At 67.4% G+C, this 22,810-nt stretch carries 15 protein-coding genes; 10 read left to right on the top strand and 5 right to left on the bottom strand.

Features of this window, described 5'->3' with window-relative positions; all coding sequences use genetic code 11:
• Positions 1-11 precede the first annotated feature (11 nt).
• Positions 12-845: a regulatory signaling modulator protein AmpE gene (ampE, locus tag EPK82_RS13790; RefSeq protein WP_047592421.1), complete on the top strand. Its 834-nt coding sequence runs from the start codon at positions 12-14 to the stop codon at positions 843-845.
• A gap of 303 nt (positions 846-1,148) precedes the next feature.
• The gene (locus tag EPK82_RS13785; RefSeq protein WP_037046252.1) at positions 1,149-3,179 is read left to right on the top strand and encodes a methyl-accepting chemotaxis protein; all 2,031 of its coding nucleotides are present in this window, start codon (positions 1,149-1,151) and stop codon (positions 3,177-3,179) included.
• Between the two features lie 48 nt (positions 3,180-3,227).
• On the opposite strand, the gene EPK82_RS13780 is transcribed toward EPK82_RS13785, so the two are convergent.
• Together EPK82_RS13780 and cra are read right to left on the bottom strand one after the other, a co-directional pair.
• A complete protein-coding gene (locus tag EPK82_RS13780; RefSeq protein ID WP_134676914.1) occupies positions 3,228-4,007 on the bottom strand; it encodes a TatD family hydrolase in 780 nt (259 codons plus the stop codon).
• Between the two features lie 79 nt (positions 4,008-4,086).
• Positions 4,087-5,073: a catabolite repressor/activator gene (cra, locus tag EPK82_RS13775; protein ID WP_134676913.1), complete on the bottom strand. Its 987-nt coding sequence runs from the start codon at positions 5,071-5,073 to the stop codon at positions 4,087-4,089.
• A gap of 179 nt (positions 5,074-5,252) precedes the next feature.
• Here cra and ptsP point away from each other — a divergent pair, with 179 nt between their 5' ends.
• The 4 genes from ptsP to EPK82_RS13755 all read left to right on the top strand — a co-directional run bounded on the left by ptsP (position 5,253) and on the right by EPK82_RS13755 (position 13,096).
• Positions 5,253-8,114, top strand: a complete 2,862-nt coding sequence (gene ptsP / locus EPK82_RS13770; protein ID WP_134676912.1) for a phosphoenolpyruvate--protein phosphotransferase — start codon at positions 5,253-5,255, stop codon at positions 8,112-8,114.
• Positions 8,114-9,034, top strand: coding sequence for a 1-phosphofructokinase (gene pfkB / locus EPK82_RS13765; protein WP_134676911.1), 921 nt, complete (start codon positions 8,114-8,116; stop codon positions 9,032-9,034). Before ptsP ends, pfkB begins: the two co-directional genes overlap by 1 nt.
• A 12-nt stretch (positions 9,035-9,046) precedes the next feature.
• Positions 9,047-10,774, top strand: coding sequence for a fructose-specific PTS transporter subunit EIIC (locus EPK82_RS13760; RefSeq protein ID WP_134676910.1), 1,728 nt, complete (start codon positions 9,047-9,049; stop codon positions 10,772-10,774).
• Positions 10,775-10,921: 147 nt separating this feature from the next.
• The gene (locus EPK82_RS13755; protein ID WP_134676909.1) at positions 10,922-13,096 is read left to right on the top strand and encodes a hypothetical protein; all 2,175 of its coding nucleotides are present in this window, start codon (positions 10,922-10,924) and stop codon (positions 13,094-13,096) included.
• 144 nt (positions 13,097-13,240) lie between these two features.
• Here EPK82_RS13755 and cobB read toward each other — a convergent pair whose 3' ends face one another.
• From cobB to EPK82_RS13740, 3 genes are all read right to left on the bottom strand, one after another.
• Entirely contained in the window at positions 13,241-13,948 is a 708-nt protein-coding gene (cobB, locus tag EPK82_RS13750; protein ID WP_134676908.1) for a Sir2 family NAD+-dependent deacetylase, read from the bottom strand.
• A gap of 154 nt (positions 13,949-14,102) precedes the next feature.
• Entirely contained in the window at positions 14,103-14,810 is a 708-nt protein-coding gene (locus EPK82_RS13745) for a response regulator (protein WP_051800504.1), read from the bottom strand.
• A complete protein-coding gene (locus EPK82_RS13740) occupies positions 14,785-18,180 on the bottom strand; it encodes an ATP-binding protein (protein WP_134676907.1) in 3,396 nt (1,131 codons plus the stop codon). The genes EPK82_RS13745 and EPK82_RS13740 overlap by 26 nt, the downstream gene beginning before the upstream one ends.
• 354 nt (positions 18,181-18,534) lie before the next feature.
• Here EPK82_RS13740 and urtA point away from each other — a divergent pair, with 354 nt between their 5' ends.
• The 4 genes from urtA (at position 18,535) to urtD (ending at position 22,808) form a co-directional block, all read left to right on the top strand.
• On the top strand, positions 18,535-19,767 hold the full coding sequence (urtA, locus tag EPK82_RS13735) for an urea ABC transporter substrate-binding protein (RefSeq protein WP_037046273.1): 1,233 nt from the start codon (positions 18,535-18,537) through the stop codon (positions 19,765-19,767).
• 96 nt (positions 19,768-19,863) lie between these two features.
• Positions 19,864-20,781, top strand: coding sequence for an urea ABC transporter permease subunit UrtB (gene urtB, locus EPK82_RS13730; RefSeq protein WP_037046275.1), 918 nt, complete (start codon positions 19,864-19,866; stop codon positions 20,779-20,781).
• 93 nt (positions 20,782-20,874) lie between these two features.
• Positions 20,875-22,050 carry an urea ABC transporter permease subunit UrtC gene (gene urtC / locus EPK82_RS13725; protein ID WP_134676906.1) on the top strand — a complete coding sequence of 392 codons (1,176 nt, stop codon included), beginning with the start codon at positions 20,875-20,877 and terminating at the stop codon, positions 22,048-22,050.
• Positions 22,047-22,808, top strand: a complete 762-nt coding sequence (urtD, locus tag EPK82_RS13720) for an urea ABC transporter ATP-binding protein UrtD (protein WP_037046281.1) — start codon at positions 22,047-22,049, stop codon at positions 22,806-22,808. The genes urtC and urtD overlap by 4 nt, the downstream gene beginning before the upstream one ends.
• Positions 22,809-22,810: the final 2 nt, after the last annotated feature.

The raw sequence follows: 22,810 nt of genomic DNA, 5'->3' as shown, positions 1-22,810 counted from the left end.
GAGAGGTAGCGATGAGTTTTCTGGTCATTCTGCTGGTGCTTTGGGTCGAGAAGTTCTCCGCCTGGCGCCTGCGCATCCAGCAGGACGGCCCCTGGCTCGCGCAGTTGCGCCGCGTGCAGCAGGGCAGTCTGCAGCAGGCGCCGTGGCTGTGCCTGGGCCTTCTGGTGCTTCTGCCAGTCGCGGCACTGGGGCTGGTCCTGCTCGTGCTCAAGCCGCTGGCCTATGGCTGGCTTGCCTTGCCGGTGCACCTGCTGGTGCTGATCTACAGCCTGGGCCGTGGCGATCTGCTCGCAGCCCTGGGCCCTTTCCGTGATGCCTGGCGTCGCGGTGACGGGCAGGCCGCCTACCATGTCGCCGAGCGTGACCTGGCGTTGCAGCCGGAAGAGGGCACTCAACTGCTGCAGCAGGTCCAGGGGCACTTGCTGTGGCAGGCCTACCAGAGCTTCTTCGCGGTGATTTTCTGGTATCTGCTGCTCGGTCCGCTGGCGGCGCTGGCCTACCGGCTGCTGGCGCTGACGTCCGAGCACGCCGAGCAGGCCGCGCTGCGCGAGCGGGCGGTTCAGCTGCGACACGCCTTCGACTGGTTGCCGGCGCGGGTGCTGGCTTCCAGCTTCGCCCTGGTGGGCAACTTCGTTGCGGTCACTCGTGCCCTGTTGCACGAGTTGCTCAGCTGGGACATCGCCGCCGCCCAACTGGTGATCAAGGCCGGGCGTGCAGCGGGGGAGATGCCGGCCCCGGTCATGGGTGAGGAGGGCGTGGATACGCTGGATCAGCTGTGGCAGCTGCTGATTCGCGCCGCAGTGGTCTGGTACGCCGCTTACGCGGTGTGGGTGCTGCTCATCTAGCGGTGATCGGAGCACCCTGGCGAACGTTGGCCGGGGTCGCTGCAACCTCGAAGGCTTCCTGCGAGGCGGTTCGGGGTGCCGCGCGGGTTTAACCTTAAGTTACAGAGAGGCGGGTCGATAAGGGGTATAAGGGGGCGGTAGCCTGTCCTGTTTAGTGATTCGCGTCACATTTATCTGCCTGTATTCGCCGCGTGGATTCGCGCGCCACAGGTCGGGCTGCACAGGACGCCGTCGTCAGCCCGTGAGAGGCTCAGCGGCCGTTCAAGCAACACCCATAACAATAATGGTAACTGGAGACGTCTAGTGAAGACCGTGTTGTATCCGGCCATCGCGCTGATGAACCGCCTCAGCTTCGGCATGAAGTTCAGTCTGATCAGTGTCCTGTTTTTCCTGCCCATGCTGGTCACCAATTTCTATCTGGTGCGTGACTCCTACCGACAGTTCGTCGGGACCGAGAATGCACTGGAGAGCCTCGAGCTGCTGGGCCAGAGTCTGCAGCTGCGGCGTGACCTGGAAAGCCTCAATGACCTGGTGCAGATCAACTCGATGATCGGCCAGTCCGGCCAGGCGGGCGATCTGGAAAGCCGCATCGGCCAACTGCAGCAGGCACTGAGCGCGGGGCTGCAGGGCCTGGAGCCGGTCACCCAGGATGCCGAGCAGGCGGCCGAGTTCGTCAGCAAGCGCGACGAGCTGCTGGCGGATCTCAAGAGCGCGGAAGGCGAGACGTCGCTGCAGAGCAAGGCGGTCATCGTCGAGAAGCTGCTCGGCTCCTCGCAGGTGTTCATCAAGCTGGTGGCCAGCCAGGCCGGTCTCAGCCAGGACCCGCAGCGCCAGGTTCGCCAGATCACCGAGCTGATCACCAACGTCACTCCGCAGATCACCGACGTGCTGAGCCAGGGCCGTGCCATCGGCGCCTACTCGCTGGGGCAGGGCTTTCTCAACTCGGCAGCCAGCACCAAGTTCGATGATCTGTTGCTGCAGCTGGAGAAGCTGCACGCCGAATATGGCCTGAACCTGCAGGAGGCGCTGGCGGGCAGCGTCGCCGTGCAGAATGGCCTGGGCGGTCTGGCCGAGGCCAGCCGCCAGAGCCTGAAGGACAGTGCTGTGCTGTTCGAGGACCAGGTGATCATCGCCGACAGTCTCGATACGCCCTGGGCCCAGTTCTACGAGCAGGTCAGCCAGCAGATGGCCAAGACCTACGCGTTCAACGATGGCCTGCTGGCCTTTCTCGATAGCCAGCTGAGCGAGCGCCTGACCGAGAACCGCGCGCAGATGGTGTTGCTGGTGGTCGCGCTGGTCGTGGTGTTCCTGCTGATCGTCTACCTCTACAGTGGTTTCTACGTGTCCACGCGCTCGACCCTGAAGACCCTTGGCCAGGTCATGGACAAGGTGGCGGCTGGCGACATGACGGTCACCTTCCAGGCGCAGAGTCGCGACGAACTGGGTGAGCTGGGGCAGGTGTTCAACCAGACCGTCATGCGTATCCATGACCTGATCGAGCGCGTCGGCCACACGGTCGGCGAAGTGGGCGGCCAGGCCGACCGCGTCGAGCTGGTGTCGGGCGAGAGCAACCAGGCCGTCGCCGGTCAGCGCGCGCAGATCGAGCAGGTCGCCACGGCGATGAACCAGATGTCGGCCACGGCCCAGGAAGTGGCGCGTAGCGCCGCCGCTGCGGTGAACAGTGCACAGAGCGTCAACCAGGAAACGGTCAGCGGCCGGGCACTGGTCGAGTCGCAGGTCGGGGCTATCCAGCGCCTGGCCGGGGAAATCGACCAGTCGGTGGCGGTCATCGATCAGCTGGCCAGCGACAGTGCCGCCATCAGCCAGGTGCTGGACGTGATCAAGGGCATCGCCGAGCAGACCAACCTGCTGGCGCTCAACGCGGCCATCGAGGCGGCGCGTGCCGGGGAGCAGGGGCGCGGGTTCGCGGTGGTCGCTGACGAGGTGCGCAACCTGGCCAAGCGCACCCAGCAGTCCACCGAGGAGATCGAGGCGATGATCGCCAAGCTCCAGGGCGGTGTCGGCGCCGCCGTCAAGGCGATGAATGCCAGCCACCAGATGGCCGATGGCACGGTCAGCGAGTCGGCCAAGGTGCAGCAGGCACTGGAGAACATTCTCGGCGCGGTGGGCATGATCGTCGATCAGAACCAGCAGATCGCGGCGGCCGCCGAGCAGCAGACCGCCGTGGCGCACGATATCGACCAGAACATCGTCGAGATCAACCATGCCGGTGAGCGCACCGCCGCTGGCGCGAGCCAGACCGAGCAGGCCAGCCGCGAGTTGAGCGAACTGGTCACCCGCCTCAAGCAGTTGATCGGCGCGTTCCGCGTCTGATCGGCCCGAGGGCTTGAGTCGCCCTGATCGCGGCTCAAGCCTGGCGGCCTAGCCCCAGCCGAACAGCGCCTCCGCATTGCGGCTGCTGGCCGCCGCCAGCGCCTCGGCCGACATGCCACGCAATGCCGCCAGCTCGCTGCAGATTTCCGCAAGGTGCTCCGGGCTGTTGCGCTGGTTGGCGTGCATGGAGGGCGCCATGTCCGGCGCGTCGGTCTCCAGCACGATGGCCTCCAGCGGCAGCCCGGCCACGACCTTGCGCAGGCGATTGGCCTGCGGCCAGGTCGCCGCGCCGCCCAGGCCCAGGCGAAAACCCAGCCTGATGTATTCGCGTGCTTCCTCGGCGCTGCCGGCAAAGGCGTGGATGATGCCGCCACGCGCCGGACGCAGGCGCTTGAGCGTGGCGATGGTCGCCGCGTGCGCACGGCGTACGTGCAACAGGACGGGTAACTCGAACTCGATTGCCAGGTGCAGCTGGGCTTCGAACAGGGCCTGCTGGCGCTGGCGATCGAGGTGGTCCAGGTAGTAGTCCAGGCCGAATTCGCCAACGGCGCACAGTCTGGGGTGGCCGATCAGCCTGTCCAGCCAGGCGCGCAACTCGCCCAGGTGCTCCGGGCGGTGCTCGTCCAGGTACACCGGGTGCAGGCCGAATGCGGCGTACAGACCTTCGCTCGACTCGACCAGCTGCCACAGGCGCTGCCAGTTGCTCTGGTACACCCCGAGGACGACCATGCGCTGTACGCCCAGGGCCTGGCTGCGTGCGAGCACCTCGGCGCGGTCGGCGTCGAAGTCCGGGAAGTCGAGGTGGGTGTGGGTATCGATCAGGCGCATCGTTCACTCAGGGTCGACCATTTTCGACCAGGTTGCCAGTACCGGGCGAGCCGCCGCCCCATCGGGATTGCCAGCGGGGTCAGATACGCGCCTTGAAGCTGCGTTCGATGGCCTCGATGCCGGGCTGATAGTCGTCCTGTTCCACGGCTCGTAGGGCCCAGCTCAGCACGCGCTCGGCGATGCGCTCGTGCTGCTGGCTCATCGCATTGACCCGCAGCGGCAGGAAGTCCAGCAACTGGGTGTCACCGAAGGTCGCCAGGCGTATCGCCGGCTGCTGCTCGCCGTGTCGCTCGCGCAGGGCGTCGAACACGCCTTCGAGCAGGACGTAGGCGGTGCTCAGCAGGGCGTCGGGCGGGCCGGCGTCGGCCAATAGCGCCTGCATCTGGCGGTAGCCGCAGGCCCGGCTGAACAGCTCGCCGTGGTACACGCTGACGCGCCCGTCGAACCCGGCCAGCGCGGCATGAAAGCCCCGTTCGCGCGCCTGGCTGATGACCAGTTCGGGACGAGCGCCGAGCAGGGCGATATGTCGGGGCCGGGGCGTCAGCAGGCTGGCGGTCAGGGTGTGTCCGGCCTGTTCGTCATCGCTGACCACCGAGCGGATATGCCGGGGTGACAGCGCGCGGTCCACCGCGATCACCGGCAGGCCGGAGGCGACGATCGACGGATACAGCGGGTCGTCCGGCGGCAGGCAACTGGCGACGATCAAGGCATCGCAGCGGCGCGAGCGAAACAGCTCGAGCAGCTGGCGCTCGCTGTCCGCAGCGTCGTCGGAGCTGGCGATCAGCAGCTGATAGCCGGCGGCGCGCGCCTTCTGCTCGAGCAGCTTGGCCAGGCGCGCATAACTGGGGTTCTCCAGGTCAGGCAGGATGAAGCCCAGGCAGCGGCTCTGCCCCCTGCGCAGGCTGGCGGCCTGCTGGTCGGGTCGATAGCCATGTTCCTCCACCACCGCCAGCACGCGCGCCACGGTCGCGGGGCTGATGCGCCGGCGTTCGGCCTGGCCGTTGATCACGTAGCTGGCGGTGGTGACCGAGACCTGGGCCAGGCGGGCGATGTCGCTGAGTTTCACGGGCGCACCCTGTAGAGATGAGGTTTCGGCTGTGCGAGCGCGGCGAGTCTACACCGTCCCGGCGACGACCGGGCTTCAAGGATGCCCCGTTATCGGCTAAGGTGCCGGAATGTGGTGAATCGTTTCAGCAGTCTAGTTCACCTGCTCGTCTTAGCCAGAACAATAAGTCGGAGACTCCCATGCTCGAACTCGATGCCAGTCAGATCCAGATGGGCCGGGCCGCGGCGAACAAGGATGAAGCCCTGGCCATGCTTGCCGACGCATTGGCCAGCGCTGGCCTGGCCACAGCGGCTTATCTCGACGGTTTGCAGGCACGCGAGCGCCAGGGCTCGACCTTTCTGGGGCAGGGCATCGCCATTCCCCACGGCACGCCGCAGACACGCGACCAGGTGCTGCGCACGGGGGTCAGCCTGATTCAGTTTCCGGCGGGTGTGGATTGGGGCGACGGGCAACGGGTGTACCTGGCCATCGCGATTGCCGCCCAGTCCGACGAGCACCTGCATCTGTTGCAACTGCTGACCCGCGCCCTGGGCGAAGGGGACCTGAGCCAGGCCTTGCGTGAGGCGGGTGAAGCCACGCAGATCCTCGAACTGTTGCAGGGCGCGCCGCAGGCGCTGGCCCTGGATGGCCAGCTGGTGGCGTTGGGGCAGGCGGCCGAAGACTTTGACGAGTTGCTCTGGCAGGGTGCCCGCCTGTTGCGCCAGGCCGGTTGCGCGCGCACGGGCTTTGCGCTCGGCCTGGCGCGTGGCGAGCCGTTGCCGCTGGGTGACGGCCTGTGGTGGCTGCACAGCGACGCCAGTGTCGAGCGGCCGGGCCTGGCGTTCGTCACCCCGGCGCAGGCGCTGACCTTTCGTGGCGAGGCGCTGCGCGGCCTGTTCTGCCTGGCCAGCCAGGGTGAAGCGCATCGGCAGGCGCTGGAGCGGCTCTGCGATGTGCTGATCGGCGGTCGCGCGGCGGCGTTCAGCGAGGCCAGCGACAGCCGCCAGGTGATCGAGGCGCTGGGTGGCGAGGTGGCGCCGGACTGGCCCAGCCTCAGCGTGCCGCTGCTCAATGCCCACGGCCTGCATGCACGACCGGCCAAGGCCTTGAGCGAGCTGGCGCAGGGTTTTGCCGGCGAGATCCGTGTGCGCCTGCTCGGTGACGGCGCTGCAGGCGTCTCGGCCAAGAGCCTCAGCCGGCTGCTGGCGCTGGGGGCGCGTCGCGGGCAGATGCTGGAGTTCAGCGCCGAGCCGGCGATTGCCGAAGCGGCGTTGCCGGCGCTACGTGCGGCATTGCAAAGCGGCCTCGGTGAAACGGTCGAACCGCTGAGCGAGGCGCTGCCGGAGGTGGCCGCGCAGCTGCAACCGGTCGCGCCGGTCGCGCCTGTCGCCGGCGCTCGCCTGCTGGCGGTTGGTGCCTCGCCCGGTATCGCCATCGGGCCGGCGTTGGTGCGCACGCCTCCGACCTTTCATTTCGCCGAACAGGGGCAGGGCATCGAGCCTGAGCGGGCGCGCCTCGAGCAGGCCCTGGCCGTCGTCTCGGCGCAGATTCAGCGCCTGGTCGACGGCGCGGGCGTGGCCAGCATCCGGGAGATATTCAGTGCGCACCTGGCCATGCTTGGTGACCCGGCACTGCGTGAGGATGTCGAGGCACGCCTGGGGCAGGGCGCCAGTGCCGAAGCCGCCTGGCAGGTCGAGGTCGAGGCGGCGGCCAGGCGTCAGGAAGCCTTGCATGATGCGCTGCTGGCCGAACGCGCGGCCGACCTGCGCGACATCGGCAATCGGGTGCTGGCGCAGCTGTGTGGCGTGGCGCTGCCCAGCGAGCCGGACGAACCCTACATCCTGGTGATGGCCGAGGTGGTGCCGTCCGATGTCGCCGGGCTCGATCGTCGACGCGTTGCCGGCATTCTCACCGCGCGCGGTGGGGCGACGGCGCACAGCGCGATCATCGCCCGTGCTCTGGGCATTCCTGCGCTGGTCGGCGCCGGCGACGGCGTGCTGCAGTTGGCGCAGGGCACGCCGCTGCTGCTCGATGGCGACAGCGGCGTGCTGCGGGTGGCGCCGGATGCGCGCGAGCGTGACCAGGCGCTGCAAGAGCGCGAGGCTGCGCAGCGCCGCCAGGAGCAGGCGCATGCCCGGCGCTTCGACACGGCGCAGACCCGTGACGGCGTGCGAGTCGAGGTGGCGGCCAACATCGGTGCCAGCGGGGAAACCGCCGACGCGGTGGAGCTGGGCGCGGAGGCCGTGGGCCTGCTGCGCACCGAGCTGGTGTTCATGGAACATGCCCAGGCGCCGGACCAGGCCGCGCAGCAAACCGAGTACCGCCGCGTGCTCGACGCCTTGGCTGGCCGCCCGCTGGTGGTGCGCACGCTGGACGTCGGCGGCGACAAACCCTTGCCGTACTGGCCGATGCCCGCCGAGGAAAACCCCTTCCTCGGCGTACGCGGCATTCGCCTCAGCCTGCAGCGCCCGGACATCCTCGAAACCCAGCTGCGCGCCTTGCTCGCCTCGGCCGACGGTCGTCCGCTGCGGATCATGTTCCCCATGGTCGGCGCGGTGGAGGAGTGGCGCGCGGCGCGTGACCTGGTGCAGCGCCTGCGCGAAGAGATCGAGGTGCGCGACCTGCAGCTCGGCATCATGATCGAAGTGCCCTCGGCTGCGCTGCTGGCGCCGGTGCTGGCGCGCGAGGTGGACTTCTTCAGTATCGGCACCAATGACCTGACCCAGTACTGCCTGGCCATCGACCGCGGTCATCCGCAGCTGTCGGCGCAGGCCGATGGTCTGCACCCGGCGGTGCTGCGCCTGATCGAGATGACTGTCACGGCAGCCCATGCCCAGGGCAAGTGGGTCGGCGTCTGTGGCGAGCTGGCCAGCGATCGCCTGGCCGTGCCCCTGCTGATCGGCCTGGGGGTGGACGAGCTGAGCGTGACGCCGCGCTCCATCGCCCTGGTCAAGGCGCGGGTGCGCGAGGTCGACAGCCGCCAGGCACGTACCCTGGTCGATCGCGCCCTGGCGCTGGACAGTGCCAGCGCCGTGCGCGCGCTGGTCGCGGAGATGCACTGATGGCACGAATCCTGACCCTGACCCTGAATCCGGCGCTGGACCTGACCCTGCGCCTGCCGAGCCTGCAGCCCGGCGCGATCAACCGTTGTGACGAGCTGCGCAGTCATGCCGCCGGCAAGGGCCTCAACGTCGCCCAGGTGCTCGCCGACCTGGGCCACAGCCTGAGCGTAAGTGGCTTTCTGGGCCGTGCCAATGCGGCGCCGTTCGAGCGCCTGATGCAGGCGCGCGGCTTTCATGACCTGTTCGTCCGCGTGCCGGGCGAGACGCGCAGCAACATCAAGCTGGCCGAGGCCGATGGCCGCATCACCGACCTCAATGGCCCCGGACCGCAGGTCGAGGCCGAGCACCTGCAGCGCCTGGAGGAGGAGCTGCAGCCGCTGCTTGTCGGGCACGACGCCGTGGTGGTCGCCGGTAGCCTGCCGCGTGGCGTCACCACGCAGTGGTTCGCCAGCCTGCTGCGACGGATCAAGGCCAGTGGCATACCGCTGGTGGTGGACAGCAGCGGCGCGGCCCTGCAGGCGGCCCTCGACGTCGTGCCGTGGTTGATCAAGCCCAACGAGGAAGAACTGCGCGAGGCCTGCGGCAACGACCTGCCAGCGGCCATCACGCGCCTGCGCGGGCAGGGCATCGAGCATGTGCTGCTCTCGCGTGGCGCCGACGGCGTCGAATGGCACGGACCGGGTATCGCCCTGCGTGCCGTGCCGCCGCGCGTCGAGGTGGCCAGCACCGTCGGTGCTGGCGACTCGCTGCTGGCGGCCAGCCTGCATGGCCTGCTGCAAGGCTGGCCCGCCGAGCGCACGCTGCGCCTGGCCACGGCGGTGGCGGCGCAGGCGGTCACCCAGATCGGCTTCGGTATCCATGATCGCGAGCAACTGGCCCGCTTCGAAGCGGCCGTGCAACTGCACCGTCCAGAACAATAAGAGGCACCCACCATGAATCTGCTGATCGTCACTGCCTGCCCCAATGGCCAGGTCACCAGCGTGCTGTGCTCGCGTCTGTTGCAAGCGGCTGCCGAACGCCTGGGCTGGCAAACCCGCGTCGAGGTGCACGACGCCCGCGCCATTGGCTCGCCGCTCAGTGCGGCGGACATCGCCGCCGCCGACTGGGTGCTGGTGGTTCGGACCGGCGATCTGCCGTTGCAGCGCTTCGCTGGCAAACGCCTGTTGCAGGCCTCGCCGGCAGAGGCGCTGGCCGACCCGCAGCGCTTCCTGCGTGAGGCGGCCGAGCGCGCCGAGCCCTATCAGGCTACGACCGAATCATCGACCGCTGGCACGCGCCGGCTGGTCGCCATCACCGCCTGCCCGACCGGGGTGGCGCACACCTTCATGGCCGCCGAGGCGCTGCAGCAGGCGGCGACGCGTGCGGGTATCGAGTTGCAGGTGGAGACCCGTGGCTCGGTCGGTGCGCGCAACCTGCTCGACGAGGCCGCCATCGCCGCTGCCGACGCGGTGTTGCTGGCTACCGATATCGAGGTGGACACCAGCCGCTTCGCCGGCAAGAAGGTCTATCGCTGTGGCACCGGCGTGGCGCTGAAGCAGCCGCAACAGACGCTGGAACGGGCGCTGAACGAGGCCCGGCCACTGAGCGAGGCGGCGTCCGGAGAAGGCCAGGCCGCGGCCAGCCAGGGCGAGAAGAGCGGGCCCTACAAGCACCTGCTCACCGGTGTCTCCTACATGCTGCCGATGGTGGTGGCGGGTGGTCTGCTGATCGCCCTGTCGTTCGTCTTCGGTATCGAGGCCTTCAAGGAGGAGGGCACGTTCGCGGCGGCGCTGATGCAGATCGGCGGCGACGCCGCCTTCAAGCTGATGGTGCCGGTGCTGGCCGGTTACATCGCCTATTCCATCGCCGATCGTCCGGGGCTGGCGCCGGGCATGATCGGCGGGCTGCTGGCCGGCTCGCTGGGCGCCGGTTTCATCGGCGGCATCGTCGCCGGGTTCATCGCCGGCTACAGCGCCAGGGCCATCGCCCGCTGGGTGCGCCTGCCGGAGAGCCTGGAAGCGCTCAAGCCGATCCTGATCATCCCGTTGCTGGCCAGCCTGGTGACCGGCCTGCTGATGATCTATGTCGTCGGCACGCCGGTGGCGGGTGTGCTGCAGTCGCTGACGCGTTTCCTCGACAGCATGGGCAGCACCAACGCCATTCTGCTCGGTGCGCTGCTCGGCGGGATGATGTGCGTGGACCTTGGCGGGCCGATCAACAAGGCGGCCTACGCCTTCTCCGTCGGCCTGCTGGCGTCGAGCAGCTACGCGCCGATGGCCGCGACCATGGCCGGTGGCATGGTGCCGCCGATCGCCATGGCCATCGCCACCGTGCTGGCGCGGCGCAAGTTCGCCCAGAGCGAGCGTCAGGCCGGCAAGGCGGCGGGCGTGCTGGGGCTGTGCTTCATCTCCGAGGGAGCGATTCCCTTCGCCGCCAGGGACCCGCTGCGGGTGATCCCCGCCAGCATCGCCGGCGGGGCGCTGACCGGCGCCCTGTCGATGTACTTCGGCTGCAAGCTGATGGCGCCGCACGGCGGCCTCTTCGTGCTGCTGATCCCCAACGCCATCAACCACGCCGCCTTGTACCTGTTGGCCATCGTCGCCGGCAGCCTGCTCACCGGCGTGCTCTATGCGCTGATCAAGCAGCCCGACGCGCAGCCGCTGGCGGTCGAGGCGCAATGAGCGCGCGCCGCTGAAGCTCGGGTACACTGGGCCGAACAGCGCCTGGGATGTAGGAGTCCAGGGCATGACCGTGCGCCCGTGCGTGGCGACGGGAGCATGCCGGACTGCTTGGCGCAGTCGCCCTCACCAAGAAAGGATCTTTTGTAGATGACTCAAGCTCTCGCGCATCGCTGGCGCTTCTTCCGGGCCGGCGGCTTCGATCAGGTGCAACTGGAAACCCCGGCGGATCTCGCCGCACTGCGTGGCCTGGACCAGAAACTCTGGGCCAGCCTGGCCTGCCCGGTGAACAACCTGGAGCTGGATCGGCGCATGCTGGACTACATCGACCTGAACAAGGACGGTCGTATCCGCGCCCCGGAAATCCTCGACGTGGTGGACTGGACGCTGGCGCGTCTGCGCGATCCGGCCGTGCTGTTCGAGAACGGCCCGCTGCAGCTCGCTTCGCTCACCGATGACGCCGTGGGGGCGCGCCTGCGCCTGGCGGCACAACGCCTGCTGACGGTGCTGGGGCGCGCCGATGGCGACAGCCTGGTGCCGGCTGACACAGCCAACCTGGCGCAACTGTTCCCGCCGCACGAACCCAACGGCGACGGCCTGGTGCCGGCGACGCTGACCGATGACGCCGAGCTGAAGGCGGCCATCGCCGACATCATCGCCAGCCTGGGGGCGCAGACCGACCGCAGTGGCGAGGCGGCGATCGGCGCCGAGCAGATCGGCGAGTTCTTCGCGCAGGCGCGCCAGCTGCACGCCTGGCATGCGCGTGCGGCGGAGCAGGGACTGGACGCCTTCGGCGAGGGCACGGTCGCGGCGGTCGAGGCGCTGAGTGCCGTGCGCGCCAAGATCGACGACTACTTCACCCGCGTTGCCATGGCCGAGTTCGACCCGCGTGCCGCGGCGCTGATGAATGCCCAGGAGGCCGAGCTGGTGCGTCTGTCGTCGCTGTCCCTGGCGGATGCCGGCGAAGTCGCCGGCCTACCCCTGGCGGCGGTGCAGCACGGTGACGAGTTGCCACTGGACAAGGGCCTCAACCCGGCATGGCAAGGCGCGATCGGCGAGTTCCGCCAGCGCGTGGTGGTGCCGGTCTACGGCGAGCTGGAGCGCCTGTCGCGCGAGCAGTGGCAGCACCTGGTCGCGCTCTGCGGCAACTACCTGGCCTGGCAGGCCGAGACGCCCAAGGTGGCGATTGTCGAGGTGCTCAAGCGCGGGCGCATCCTCGAGCTGGTGGAGCAGGACGCCGAAGCCCGCCTGCTGGCGCTGGTCGAGAAAGACAAGACCGTGGCCGAGGCGGCCGACGGGCTGGTCGAACTGGACAAGCTGATTCGCCTGCGCCATGGCCTGATCACGCTGCTGCGCAACTTCGTGTCGTTCCAGAGTTTCTATGCCCGTCAGGACAAGGCCGTGTTCCAGGCCGGCACGCTGTACATCGACGGCAAGAGCTGCGACCTGGCGGTGGAGGTCGACAACATCGAGGCGCATGCCAAGGTGGCGGCGGCCAGCGACTGCTTCCTGCTCTACTGCGCCTGTACCCGTCGTGGCGAGCCGGTGCGAGGCAAGGAGGCGATGAATATCGTGGTGGCGGTCACCGCCGGTAGCGAGGGCGACCTGCAGGCCGGGCGCCATGGCCTGTTCTATGACCGCGACGGCAATGACTGGGACGCCAAGGTGGTCAAGGTGGTGCAGAGCGCCATCAGCATCCGCGAGGCGTTCTGGTCGCCCTATCGGCGCATCTCCAAGCTGGTCTCCGACCAGGTGCAGAAACTGGCGGCCAGCCGTGACGCCGACATGGTCAGCAAGACCGCTGCCAAGGTCGGTGAAACGGGGGCGCCGGGTGCTGCAACGCCGGCGCCGGCGTTCGACATCGCCAAGTTCGCCGGGATCTTCGCTGCCATCGGCCTGGCGGTCGGTGCCCTGGGTACGGCCCTGGCCGCAGTGGTGACCGGCATCCTGTCGCTGGCCTGGTGGCAGGTGCCGTTGCTGCTGCTGGGCGTGCTGCTGGCCATTTCCGGCCCGGCCATGCTGCTGGCCTGGTTCAAGCTGCGTCGGCGCAGCCTGGGGCCGATTCTCGATGCCAATGGCTGGGCGGTGAACGCCAAGGCGCGCATCAGCATTCCCTTCGGTACCGCGCTGACGCAAATGGCCGAGTTGCCCAAGGGCAGCGACCGTGCCCTGCGTGACCCCTATGCCGACAAACCGGTGGTCTGGCCCTGGGTGGTCCTGCTGCTGGTGCTGTTGGCTGGCGGCTACCATGCCTGGAGCAGCGGCATGTTCAGCCCAACGGCCGCCGAAGCTCCGGCCGAAGTGGTCGCACCAGCGCAGCAGTAACGTAGGGCGGGTGCAACCCGCCGGTTTCGGCGTGGCGGGTTGCACCCGCCCTACGTCGCTGTCTGGTAATGCGCGTGCGTTTGTAGGAGCCGGTGATCCTGCGCGAGGCTGATCGCCAGCAAGCCGGCTCCTGCATGTCGACGTTCAGCCGGCCAGTTGCTCCGCGACCCAGCGGGGCAACTGCTCGGTCGCCAGGCCATAGCGCTTTTCGGCGAACAGCGAATGGCCCTGGCTGGGCTCCAGGTTGATCTCCAGCGTGTGGGCGCCTGCCCGCCGCGCCTGTTCGACGAAGCCGGCTGCCGGGTAGACATGACCGGAGGTGCCGATGCTGACGAACAGCTCGCAGCGTTCCAGCGCATCCTGGATGCGCTCCATCTGATAGGGCATCTCGCCGAACCAGACGATATCCGGGCGCAGCGTGCCCCTCAGGCCGCAGCAGGCGCAGGCCTGGCTGACCGGCATGTCGCCCTCCAGCGGGAAGCGTCGCTGGCTGTTGCTGCACAGCATCGACTGCAGTTCGCCGTGCATGTGCAGCAGGCGCCGGGAGCCCGCGCGTTCGTGCAGGTTGTCGACGTTCTGCGTGACCAGCAGAAAATCACCCTGCCAGGCTGCCTCCAGTTCGGCCAGCGCCAGGTGCCCGGCGTTCGGCGCGATGGCCGGGTCGCGCAACTGGGCGCGGCGCAGGTCGTAGAAGCGCTGCACCAGCGCCGGGTCGCGCGCGAAGCCTTCGGGAGTCGCCACCTCTTCGATGCGATGGTTTTCCCACAGGCCGTCGCTGGCGCGGAAGGTGCGGATGCCGCTTTCGGCGGAGATCCCGGCACCGGTGAGGATGACGAGGTTGGGGTGGGGCATGGCAGGCTCCGAAACAGGTGCGTTGCCATCACTCTAAGCCAATTCGGGATGCCGCAGCCTACGGACTTTCGCTCGTTCCGTAGGGCGGGTGAAACCCGGCTGTTCTGTAGTGGCGGGTTGCACCCGCCCTACTCAAGGCTCAGCCGAGCGTGCGTCATGCGCGTTCGCTCATCGCCGCCAGGGCCACGGAGGCAGCGGCGGTGCGGGTTTCCACGCCGAGTTTCACGTAGACGTGTTCCAGGTGCTTGTTCACCGTCCGCGGGCTGAGGCCGAGGATGTCGCCGATATCGCGGTTGGTCTTGCCGCACGCCACCCAGCGCAGCACTTCCACTTCGCGCTCGGTGAGCTGGAAGCGTGCCGACAGGTGAGCGTGCGCCGGCGCATTGTCCAGGCTGAGGTCGACCGGCCTGGACGCGGCCCTGGCAGCCTGCAGGATGCGCGCGGTGCGCAGGTGCGAGGCGACCCGGGCGAGCACCTCGTCGGGGTTGATCGGCTTGGTCACGTAGTCGATGCCGCCGGCCTCGAAGCCCTGCACCACGTGTTCGCTGTCGGTCAGAGCGGTCATGAACAGCACCGGGATGTCGGCGCTGGCAGGATCGGCCTTGATCCGCCGACAGGTCTCGAAGCCATCCAGCCCCGGCATCATCGCATCGAGCAGGATCAGGTCGGGGCGCCGCCGCTGGATGCGCCCCAGCGCACTGCTGCCATCCAGTGCCACCAGCACCATGTAGCCCGCGTCGTCGAGGGCGTCGGAGATCAGCGCCAGGTTGTCCGGCGTGTCGTCGACGATGAGGATGATGCCGCGTTCGGCCGACAGGCTGGCAGGCAGACGCGACTCAGGCTGGTGGAGCGGCGCATTCATGTTCGGCCTCCTTCAGTTGGCGGTTGAATTCGTCGAGCTGGAAGTGCTTCACCAGGCTGCGCAGCGAGGCGGTGAAGCTGGCGCAGGCCGGGTTGCGCTGGTCGATGTCGTCCAGGCGCTGCTGGATGCCACGGATGTAGCCCAGCGCCCCCAGCTCGCGCAGTGCCTGCAGGTCGTCGCTGTCGGGCAGGGTCACGCGCTGCACGCTGGCGGGCCGCTCCTGGGTGCGATGCAGCCAGGTCAGGCCCAGCTGCTGCTGAATGCGTTCGAGCAGTTGCGGGGTGTACACCGGCTTGGCCAGGTAGTCGTTGCAGGCGGCTGCCACGCTGCGTTCGCGATCGTCGGTGAAGGCATTCGCGGAGATCACGATGATCGGCGCCTGGCACTGGGTGTTGCGCCGGATCAGGCGGCTGGTTTCCCAGCCGTCCAGCTGCGGCATGGACAGGTCCATGAGGATCAGCGCCGGATGCTGCAGGGCGACCTGGCGAATGGCCTCCTGGCCGCTGGCCGCCTGGATCACCTCGAAGCCCAGTGGCTCGAGCATGCCGGCGAGCACGCGGCGGTGTTCGAGGTGATCGTCCACCACCAGGATCAGCCGGCGCTCGCCCTGGTAGCCGATGATGTCGTGCTCCACGTGCACCACCGCCTGCGGCACGCGCACCTCGGAGAGAAACAGGCGCACCTGGAAGCGGGTGCCCTGGCCCGGTTCGCTGTCCACCGACAGCTCGCCACCCATCAGCGCGGTGAGCATGCGGGTGATGGTCAGACCCAGGCCGACGCCATTGTCCTGGCGCATCAGGTCGCCGCGCTCGAAGGGCTGGAAGATGCGCTCGATCTGCTCCGGGGCGATGCCGACGCCGGTGTCGATGATCTCGAAGGTGGCGGTCTCGCGCATGTAGCCGACGCGCAGGCGCACCTCGCCGCGCTCGGTGAAGCGCACGGCGTTGCCCAGCAGGTTGATGAGGATCTGCCGCACACGTTTTTCGTCGCCGCGTACCACCGCCGGCATGCGGCCGATGCATTCGAGGCGAAAGCGCAGGCCTTTCTCGGCGGCTTGCGGGGTGAACATGCGTTCGAGCTGATCGATGAATTCGGGGAAGGGAATCTCCGCCAGCTCCAGGTGCAGTTTGCCGGCCTCGATCTTGGCCACGTCGAGCAGGCCGTCGATCAGCGACAGCAGGTGCGAGCCGCTGCGCAGGATGGTCGCCAGGGCGTCCTGGTGCTGGCTGGGCATGGCGGTGTCGCGCTGCAGGATCTGGGTGTAGCCGAGGATGCTGTTGAGCGGCGTGCGCAGCTCATGGGACAGGCCGGTGACGTAGCGGCTCTTCGCCGCGTTGGCGGATTCGGCGGCCTCCTTGGCCTGTTGCAGGGCTTCGTCGGTCTTGCGGTGCGCTTCGATCTCCTGCATCAGCAGCAGGGTCTGGCGGTCCGACTCCTCCTGCGCCACGCGGCGGCTTTCGCGGGTCAGCACCAGCCACCAGGCGAGCATGGCGGCGAACAGCGAGAGGGTGAGGAAGGCCTTGAGGAAGGCCTGGAACAGCGTCTGGCGTACCTCCGGTTCCTGCGTCAGCAGGCTCAGCGAGACCTGGCTGTAGATCAGCGCCAGGGCGCCGAACAGCATCAGCACCAGCAGACCGAGCAGGCCGAGGTACTGGGCCAGGCGGCTGTGCAGGCGCGGGATCGATGCACGCGGGAAGACCCAGCTGACGAAGTCGTCGAGCTGGTCGGCCAGGCGCGCACGGGGTTTGCAACGATCATCGCAGCGCGCATCGAGCGAGCAGCACAGCGAGCAGATCGGTGCGCCGTAGGCTGGGCACAGCGCGGTGTCCGGCTCTTCGAAGCGGTTGTTGCACAGGCAGCACTGCACCTGGCCGGACTCGGTGTAGGGGTAGAGCAACTGTGGCTGACGTTCGCGGGCGATGTAGTAGCGACCAGCGGTGAGCCAGGCCAGCAGCGGGGCGAGGAGGAAGGCCGAGCCCAGTGCCACGATTGGCGAGGCGGCCTGCGCCAGGGCGCCGAACAGGCCGCCGTGGGCCAGCACCGAGAGCAGCGAGGCGATCAGCATGGCGCCGACGCCCACCGGATTGATGTCGTAGAGGTGCGCGCGCTTGAACTCGATGTACTTCGGCGACAGGCCGAGCGGCTTGTTCACCACCAGGTCGGCGACCAGCGCGCCGATCCAGGCGATGGCGATGTTGGCGTAGAGGCCGAGCACTTCCTCGATCGCCTCGAACACGCCCAGCTCCATCAGCATCAGGGCGATGGCCACGTTGAACACCAGCCAGACCACGCGCCCCGGATGGCTGTGGGTGATCCGTGCGAAGAAGTTCGACCAGGCCAGCGAGCCGGCATAGGCATTGGTCAGGTTGATCTTGATCTGGCTGACGATGACGAACAGGACCATGGCGGCCAGCGCCCACTGCGGTGAGGCGAACACGTAGTTGAAGGCCACCAGGTACATCTGCGTGGGTTCGGCGGCGCGCTCCATGGGGATTTCATGCTGCAGGGCGAGAAACGCGAGGAAGGCCCCGGCGAGCATCTTCAGTGCACCGGGAATGATCCAGCCGGGGCCGGCGAGCAGCAGGGCGGTCCACCAGCGTGCACGATTGGCGCGGGTCTTCTCCGGGAGAAAACGCAGGTAGTCGACCTGTTCGCCGATCTGCGTCACCAGCGCCAGGGTCACGGTGCAGGCGGCGCCGAAGTGCAGCAGGTTGAAGCTGCCGGGTTCGCCTTCGCGCCCGGCGAAACTGGTCCAGTCCGACAGGGCATCGGGGTTCTTGGCGGCGACGAAGGCGTAGGGCAGCAGGAGCAGCAGCAGCCATACCGGCTGGCTCCACATTTGCAGGCGGCTGATCAGCGTCACGCCATAGGCCACCAGCGGGATGACGATGACCGAGCAGATGACGTAGGCCAGCGCCAGGGGAATGTTGAAGTACAGCTCCAGGGCCAGCGCCATGATCGCCGCTTCCAGGGCGAAGAACAGGAAGGTGAAGCTGGCGTAGATCAGCGAGGTGATGGTCGAGCCGATGTAGCCGAAGCCGGCACCACGGGTCAGCAGGTCCATGTCCAGGCCGTAGCGGGCCGCGTAGTAGCTGATCGGCAAGCCGGTGAGGAAGATCACCAGCGCGACCGCGAGCACGGCCCACAGGGTGTTGGTGAAGCCGTAGGACAGGGCCAGGGCGCCACCGATGGCCTCCAGCGCGAGGAACGACACGGCGCCCAGTGCGGTGTTGGCGATGCGCAGCTCCGACCACTTGCGGAACGACCTGGGCGTGAAGCGCAGGGCGTAGTCTTCCATGGTCTCGTCGGCGACCCAGGAGTTGTAGTCGCGGCGAATCTTGATGATGCGCTGGGTGCCGGTCTGCTGCACGGGCGTCGTCCTGCTGGCGTTGTCTGATAGATCGTCCCTGTCGAGCGTTCCTGCAGGAGCCGGCTTGCCGGCGATCTGCATGACCAGGAAGGACGCATCGCCCGCAAGCGGGCTCCTACAGGCAGATCCCAGCAACTTCCATGCCCCGGTTCGGCGAGCCCTCTGCCGCGCGCGCGAGCTTCTGTCTGCCTGGTTTTTCTGCGCCCAGCTTGCACCAGGCTGGCGCGCGAGGCTGTACGTCAGATGACGTATGCCGTTACGTCATGCTGCGTATACCCCGCGTGCCGGGGCAAACGCATCCTTGCTGCGAAGCCGGCGTGGTTCGGCACGAATAACCAGCACAGGAGCACGACCATGGATTCTCAACCGATTCGACTTCTTCCCCGCCGGCTGGCGCTAGGGGCTGCGGCGCTCTCGCTGCTGGCTGCCAGCCTGTTCAGCCATGTCGCCAGCGCCGAGGTCAACAGCACCGGCCTGGCCGTCACCGACAGCGAGGTCACGGTCGGCATCCTGCACTCGGCGACCGGCACCATGGCCATTTCTGAAACCGGTTCGATCCAGGCCGAACGCCTGGCCATCGAGCAGATCAACGCCAGCGGCGGGATTCTCGGCCGGCAGATCAAGGTCATCCAGGAAGATGGGGCTTCCGACTGGCCGACCTTCGCCGAGAAGGCGCGCAAGCTGCTGGTCGGCGACAAGGTCGCGACCGTGTTCGGCTGCTGGACCTCGGCATCGCGCAAGGCCGTGCTGCCGGTGTTCGAGAAGGAAAACGGCCTGCTCTACTACCCGACCTTCTACGAGGGCCTGGAGCAGTCGAAGAACGTCATCTACACCGGCCAGGAAGCGACCCAGCAGATCCTCGCCGGCCTCGACTGGGTGGCAAAGGAGAAGGGCGCCAAGACCTTCTACCTGATCGGTTCGGACTACATCTGGCCTCGCACCTCGATGAAGATCGCGCGCAAGCACATCGAGAACGTGCTCGGCGGCAAGGTGGTCGGCGAGGAGTACTACCCGCTGGGCAACACCCAGTTCGGTTCGCTGATCAACAAGGTCAAGCTGAAGAAGCCTGACGTGGTCTTCTCCGCCGTGGTCGGTGGTTCCAACGTGGCGTTCTACAAGCAGATGAAGGCCGCCGGCGTGACCTCCGCCAAGCAGACCCTGCTGACCCTGTCGGTCACCGAGGACGAGCTGCTGGGCATCGGCGGCGAGAACATGGAGGGCTTCTACGCCTCGATGAAGTACTTCCAGAGCCTGGACAACCCGAACAACGCCGCCTTCGTCGAAGCCTTCAAGGCCAAGTACGGCAAGGACGCGGTGATCGGCGACGTGACCCAGGCCGCCTACCTCGGCCCGTGGCTGTGGAAGGCCGCGGTGGAGAAGGCCGGCAGCTTCGACATCGACAAGGTGGTCGCCGCCTCCCCGGGCATCGAGCTGGGCACCGCGCCGGAAGGCTACGTCAAGGTGCACGACAACCATCACCTGTGGAGCAAGACGCGCATCGGTGAAGTGCAGAAGGACGGCCAGTTCAAGGTGGTCTACGAGTCCGACCTGATCGAGCCGAACCCCTTCCCGGAAGGCTACCAGTAACAGCAGCGACGAGCTGCAAGCCGCAAGCGGCAAGTGGAGCGTGCTCTGCTTGCCGTTTGAAGCTTGAGGCTTGCAACTTCTTTTGAGGGCGCTTCTATGGAATGGCTATCTGAATTCGGCGCCATCGCAGCCATGCAGGGTTTCAACGGCTTGTCCGTGTTCTGCGTGCTGCTGCTGATGGCGCTGGGGCTGGCGATCATCTTCGGCCAGATGGGCGTGATCAACATGGCGCATGGCGAGTTCCTCACCATCGGCGCCTACACCACGTTCGTGGTATCGACACTCACCGAGCAATACGCTCCGGCCTTCGGGCCTTACTACTTCTTCCTCGCGATCATCCTCTCGTTCTTCATCGCCGGGGCCATTGGCTGGCTGGTGGAGTGGGCGATGATCAGCAAGCTCTACCAACGCCCGCTGGACACCCTGCTGGCCACCTGGGGCCTGTCGCTGGTGATGCAGCAGGGCTTTCGCTCGATCTTCGGCGCCCGCGAGGTCGGCGCCACGCTGCCGGAATGGCTGATGGGCTCGTGGAACCCCACCGAAACCATCGACATCCCGCGTAACGGCCTGTTCGTCATGGGCCTGACCCTGCTGCTCACCGCGCTGCTGTTTGTGATGCTGTACCGCTCGCGCTGGGGCCTGCAGGTGCGCGCCACGGTGCAGAACCGGGTGATGGCGCGGGCCGTGGGCATCAACACCAAGCGCGTCGACCGCATGACCTTCGCCCTCGGCTGTGGCGTCGCCGGCGTGGCGGGCGCGGCGTTCACCACCATCGGCTCGACCGGTCCGACGGCCGGTTCGCTGTACATCGTCGACACCTTCCTGGTGGTGGTGTTCGGCGGCGCTTCCAGCCTGCTCGGCACCATCGCCTCGGCATTCAGCATTGCCCAGGCGCAGTCGCTGCTGGAGTTCTTCACCAGCGGATCGATGGCCAAGGTGCTGACCCTGTCCGCCGTGGTGCTGATCCTGATGCTGCGCCCGCAGGGCTTGTTCTCGAGCAAGGTGCGCAAATGAACCCTGGTGCTTTGGCAGGAGCCCGCTCGCGGGCGATCAGGGACCGCAGGATCGCCAGCAAGCTGGCTCCTACAGTGATTTGAGGACGCGGACATGAACAAGACACTCGACAAACTGCTCGGCGGCAAGCAGGGGGCCATCGGTCTGGCGCTGCTCGCGGCGCTGATCCTGGTGGTGTTCCCGCTGGCGCTCGATGCCTTCCGCCTGAACATGGTGGGCAAGTACCTGACCTACGCCTTCGTCGCCGTCGGCCTGGTGCTGTGCTGGGGCTATGGCGGCATCCTCAGCCTCGGCCAGGGCATCTTCTTCGGCCTCGGCGGCTACTGCATGGCGATGTTCCTCAAGCTCGAGGCGTCCGACCCGGAGAGCACCAAGATCCAGTCCACACCGGGCATCCCGGACTTCATGGACTGGAACCAGATCACCGAACTGCCGCTGCTCTGGGAGCCGTTCCACAGCCTGGGCTTCACCCTGGTCGCCGTGGTCGCGGTGCCGGTGCTGCTGGCGCTGGTGATCGGCCTGGCGATGTTCAAGCGGCGTGTCGGTGACGTGTATTTCTCCATCGTCACCCAGGCCATCGCGCTGATCCTCACCGTGCTGATCATCGGCCAGCAGGGCCTCACCGGCGGGGTCAACGGCATCACCGACCTGCGTACGCTCAAGGGCTGGGACATCCGCACCGACGAAGCCAGGCTGATCCTCTACTTCGTCAGCGCAGCGCTGCTGATCGGCTGCATCCTCATCGCCCGTTTCATCGTCGCTTCCAAGCTGGGGCGCCTGCTGCTGGCGATGCGCGACAAGGAAGAGCGGGTGCGCTTCTCCGGTTACGACGTGGCCAGCTTCAAGATCTTCGTGTTCTGCGTCGGCGCGGCCTTCGCCGGTATCGGCGGGGCGATGTTCACTTTGCAGGTGGGCTTCATGTCGCCCAGCTTCGTCGGCATCGTGCCGTCGATCGAGATGGTCATCTTCGCCGCGGTCGGCGGGCGCCTGTCGCTGCTCGGCGCAGTGTATGGCGCGCTGCTGGTCAACTTCGGCAAGACCTACTTCTCCGAGAGCTTTCCCGAACTGTGGCTGTACCTGATGGGCGGGTTGTTCATCGTCGTGGTCATGTACTTCCCCAACGGCCTCGCCGGCCTGTGGGACAGCCACGGCAAGCGCTGGCTGGCAGGCCTCAGGCGCAAACCCCAGGCCCGGGTCGCCGAGCAACCTGTGGCCAGGAGTGTCGCTGCAAGCAAACGTCCCGCCCCTGAACTGGAGACCACGCCATGAACAGCCCAGCAGGCTTCCAGGCCGCCAAGCCGGTACTGGCCATCGAGGGGCTGACCGTGTCCTTCGACGGCTTCAAGGCGGTCAACGACCTCAATCTGTATGTCGACCGCAACGAGGTGCATGTGGTGATCGGCCCCAACGGGGCCGGCAAGACCACGGTGCTCGACCTGATCTGCGGCAAGACCCGCGCCACCGCCGGCAGCATCGACTTCGACGGGCGCGAGCTGACCCGGATGCGCGAGTACGACATCGTGCGTGCCGGCGTCGGGCGCAAGTTCCAGAACCCGTCGATCTACGAGAACCTGACGGTGTTCGAGAACCTGGAGATGTCCTATCCGGCCGGGCGCAAGGTGTTCGGCGCGCTGTTCTTCAAGCGCTCGCGGGAGGTGATCGAACGGGTCGAGCAGGTGGCGCAGGAGATCATGCTCGGCGAACACCTGCACCGCCAGGCCGACCTGCTTTCCCACGGGCAGAAGCAGTGGCTGGAGATCGGCATGCTGCTGATGCAGGACCCGCAGCTGCTGATGCTCGACGAGCCGGTGGCCGGCATGAGCGTGAGCGAACGGGTGGCGACGGCCGAGTTGCTCAACCGTATCAGCCAGGGGCGCTCGGTGCTGGTCATCGAGCACGACATGGAGTTCGTCAAGAGCATCGCCCACCGCGTCACCGTGCTGCACCAGGGCAAGGTGCTGGCCGAGGGCAGCATGGAGGCGGTGCAGAGCAATCCCAAGGTCATCGAGGTGTACCTGGGGCATTGATC

The sequence above is a fragment of the Ectopseudomonas khazarica genome, assembly GCF_004521985.1.
Lineage (GTDB): Bacteria > Pseudomonadota > Gammaproteobacteria > Pseudomonadales > Pseudomonadaceae > Aquipseudomonas > Aquipseudomonas khazarica.
This window is presented reverse-complemented; position numbering and strand designations above follow the sequence as displayed.